Origin of the sequence: Pseudoduganella sp. RAF53_2 (assembly GCF_052113985.1) — a bacterium.
Classification (GTDB): Bacteria; Pseudomonadota; Gammaproteobacteria; order Burkholderiales; family Burkholderiaceae_D; genus Rugamonas.
The window spans coordinates 1-3,696 of the sequence record NZ_JBFRDW010000615.1; the positions used below are offsets into that span (position 1 = coordinate 1).

General features: G+C 57.7%; 3 protein-coding genes. All 3 read right to left on the bottom strand.

Features of this window, described 5'->3' with window-relative positions:
• Positions 1–57: 57 nt before the first annotated feature.
• The 3 genes from fusA to rpsL all read right to left on the bottom strand — a co-directional run bounded on the left by fusA (position 58) and on the right by rpsL (position 3,244).
• Positions 58–2,163, bottom strand: coding sequence for an elongation factor G (gene fusA, locus AB4Z11_RS26440; RefSeq protein ID WP_442028820.1), 2,106 nt, complete (start codon positions 2,161–2,163; stop codon positions 58–60).
• A gap of 115 nt (positions 2,164–2,278) precedes the next feature.
• On the bottom strand, positions 2,279–2,749 hold the full coding sequence (gene rpsG / locus AB4Z11_RS26445) for a 30S ribosomal protein S7 (protein WP_395403298.1): 471 nt from the start codon (positions 2,747–2,749) through the stop codon (positions 2,279–2,281).
• A gap of 111 nt (positions 2,750–2,860) precedes the next feature.
• Positions 2,861–3,244, bottom strand: coding sequence for a 30S ribosomal protein S12 (rpsL, locus tag AB4Z11_RS26450; protein WP_028102972.1), 384 nt, complete (start codon positions 3,242–3,244; stop codon positions 2,861–2,863).
• Positions 3,245–3,696: the final 452 nt, after the last annotated feature.

Below are 3,696 nucleotides of genomic sequence, written 5' to 3' on the forward strand. Positions count from 1 at the left end.
GCCTGCCGGGGGATCGCCCCGCCTGCCGGGGGATCGCCCCGGCAGGCAGGATCAGGATTACTTCGCTTTCGCGGTGATGATCGCGTCGGTCACGTGCTTCGGTGCCTCGGAGTAGTGCTTGAACTCCATGGTGTAGGTAGCACGGCCCTGGGTTGCGGAACGCAGGATGGTCGAGTAGCCGAACATCTCGGACAGAGGAACCTCTGCCTTGATGATCTTGCCGCCGCCGCCTGGGATCTCGTCCATGCCCTGCACCATACCGCGGCGGGACGACAGGTCGCCCATCACGGTACCGGCGTAGTCTTCCGGAGTCTCAACTTCCACAGCCATCATCGGCTCCAGAATCACTGGGTTAGCTTTACGGCAGCCATCCTTGAATGCCATCGAGCCTGCCATACGGAACGCGTTTTCGTTCGAGTCCACGTCGTGGTAAGAACCGAAGGTCAGGGTGACTTTAACGTCAACCACTGGGTAGCCCGCCAGTACACCGGTGTTCAGGGTTTCGCGCACACCCTTCTCAACTGCAGGGATGTATTCGCGAGGAACGGTACCGCCCTTGATCGCGTCCACGAACTCGAAGCCCTTGCCGGCTTCTTGCGGTTCGATGGTCAGCACAGCGTGGCCGTACTGGCCGCGGCCGCCGGACTGCTTGACGAACTTACCTTCCACGTCGGTCACGGTCTTGCGGATGGTTTCGCGGTATGCCACTTGTGGCTTACCAACGGTCGCTTCCACGCCGAATTCGCGCTTCATACGGTCAACGATAATTTCCAGGTGCAGCTCGCCCATACCGCCGATGATGGTCTGGCCGGATTCTTCGTCGGTCTTCACGCGGAAGGACGGGTCTTCCTGTGCCAGGCGGTTCAGGGCCAGGCCCATCTTTTCCTGGTCAGCCTTGGACTTCGGCTCAACAGCCTGCTGAATCACTGGCTCCGGGAACACCATGCGTTCCAGCACGATCACGGACGACGGGTCGCACAGGGTTTCACCGGTGGTCACGTCTTTCAGGCCCACGGCAGCGGCGATGTCGCCAGCGCGCACTTCCTTGATCTCTTCACGCTGGTTAGCGTGCATCTGCAGAATACGGCCCAGACGCTCTTTACGGTTCTTCACCGAGTTCAGCACGGTGTCGCCGGAGTTGATGGCGCCGGAGTACACGCGGAAGAATGCCAGCTGGCCCACGAACGGGTCGGTCATGATCTTGAATGCCAGCGCGGAGAACTTCTCGTCGTCAGCGGCCTTGCGGGTCACTGGCTGTTCGTCTTCGTCGGTGCCGCCCACTGGTGGGATGTCCACTGGGGATGGCAGGTATTCGATCACGGCGTCCAGCATCGCTTGCACGCCCTTGTTCTTGAAGGCGGTACCGCACATCATCGGAACGATTTCCGAAGCGATGGTACGTGCACGCAGGGCCTTCTTGATGTCGGCTTCCGGCAGATCGCCTTCTTCCAGGTACTTGTTCATCAGCTCTTCCGACGATTCGGCAGCTGCTTCCACCAGCTTCTCGCGCCACTCTTGCGCTTGATCCTGCAGTTCAGCAGGGATATCGCGGTAGTCGAACTTCATGCCCTGGGACGCGTCGTCCCAGATGATGGCCTTCATCTTCACCAGGTCGATCACGCCGGCGAAGTTGTCTTCGGCGCCGATCGGGATCTGGATCAGAACCGGGTTGGCCTTCAGGCGGGAACGCATCTGTTCGTAGACCTTGAAGAAGTTGGCGCCGGTACGGTCCATCTTGTTCACGAAGGCCAGACGAGGCACCTTGTACTTGTTAGCCTGACGCCACACGGTTTCAGACTGAGGCTGCACGCCACCCACTGCGCAGTAAACCATGCAGGCGCCGTCCAGAACACGCATCGAGCGCTCAACTTCAATGGTGAAGTCAACGTGGCCCGGGGTGTCGATGATGTTGATGTGGTGCGGCTGGAAGTTGTTGCCCATGCCTTTCCAGAAGCAGGTGGTCGCAGCGGAGGTAATGGTGATACCACGCTCTTGTTCCTGCTCCATCCAGTCCATGGTTGCTGCGCCGTCGTGCACTTCACCAATCTTGTGGTTCACGCCGGTGTAGAACAGCACGCGCTCGGTAGTGGTCGTCTTACCTGCGTCGATGTGAGCGGAAATACCGATGTTACGGTAGCGCTCAATGGGGGTCTTGCGGGCCATAGTTAATCCTAAATCTTTGAATGGACAAAACCGAGCAGCATTTTTGCGATCAAAAATGTGCCCGGCCTGAACAACATAAGGGGCCGGGCGAGCCGGCCATATATTTTAGTGGCTTTTAGAAGCGGAAGTGCGAGAACGCCTTGTTCGCTTCAGCCATACGGTGCACCTCGTCACGACGCTTCATCGCGCCGCCGCGGCCTTCCGCAGCTTCCATCAGCTCACCGCCCAGGCGTTGTGGCATGGACTTTTCGGAGCGCTTGTTAGCGGCTTCACGCAGCCAACGCATGGACAGGGCCAGGCGGCGTACTGGACGCACTTCAACCGGCACCTGGTAGTTAGCACCGCCAACGCGGCGGGACTTAACTTCAACCATAGGCTTGGCGTTGTTGATTGCTGCGGTGAACACTTCCAGCGGGTCCTTACCGGACTTCGATTGGATGTGGTCGAATGCACCGTAAATGATGTTTTCAGCAACAGACTTCTTGCCGGACAGCATCAGAACGTTAACGAATTTAGCGACTTCGGTGCTACCGAATTTTGGGTCCGGCAGAATCTCGCGCTTGGGTACTTCACGACGACGTGGCATGTTATTTCCTTTGTCTTCAGTTGAGCGCCACTGTTTTGGCACTCGCGGAGGCCATCATAGCCTTCCACTTACTCGGTCTCGCGACCGCCTCAACTCATTAAATTGCAAGAATTACTTCTTAGCGGCCTTAGCACGCTTAGCACCGTACTTGGAGCGAGCCTGCTTACGGTCTTTAACGCCCTGGGTATCCAGAGAGCCGCGGACCATGTGGTAACGCACACCTGGCAAGTCTTTTACACGACCGCCGCGCAGCAGAACAACGCTGTGTTCCTGCAGGTTGTGGCCTTCACCGCCGATGTACGAAATCACTTCGAAACCGTTGGTCAGACGCACTTTTGCAACTTTACGCAGTGCCGAGTTAGGCTTCTTAGGAGTGGTGGTGTACACACGGGTGCACACGCCACGCTTTTGCGGGCAGTTTTCAAGTGCCGGCGATTTGCTCTTCACGACCAGCTTGGTACGTGGTTGGCGAATCAATTGATTGATGGTTGGCATCGTTCTTAATCCAACAAAATTACAGCATTGACATCCCAGGCAAGCCTGCCTGGGGGCTAAAACCGATTCTCTCGTCAATCGCAGCAGAGGCGCGGAAAGCCACCCTCACTGGAGCGGCCTGATAAACGCGTATACGATGCGCAGACTAAATTGAGAACTCGCGAGTATATACCCCGTCGACAGCTCAGTCAATGGGTTTTGCTGAATAATGTGGCAGCATTGCGGTCCCATGAAGATGGGAAATACCACCATAATAGCGCTCGTTTTTGCCCATTTCCGGACTTTATGCGTTTTCTGCTGCGCCCTGCCCACTTAGTTATCCTGCTCAGCTACCTCGCGCTGTCGGCCGTGCCCTTCGTGCCGCTGCTGCTGGGTAAGCCGCTGGACCAGCCCTGGCAGCTGGCGGGCATCGAAGTCATGGCGTGGACGGCGGTGTGGGCCATCTTCAAGCG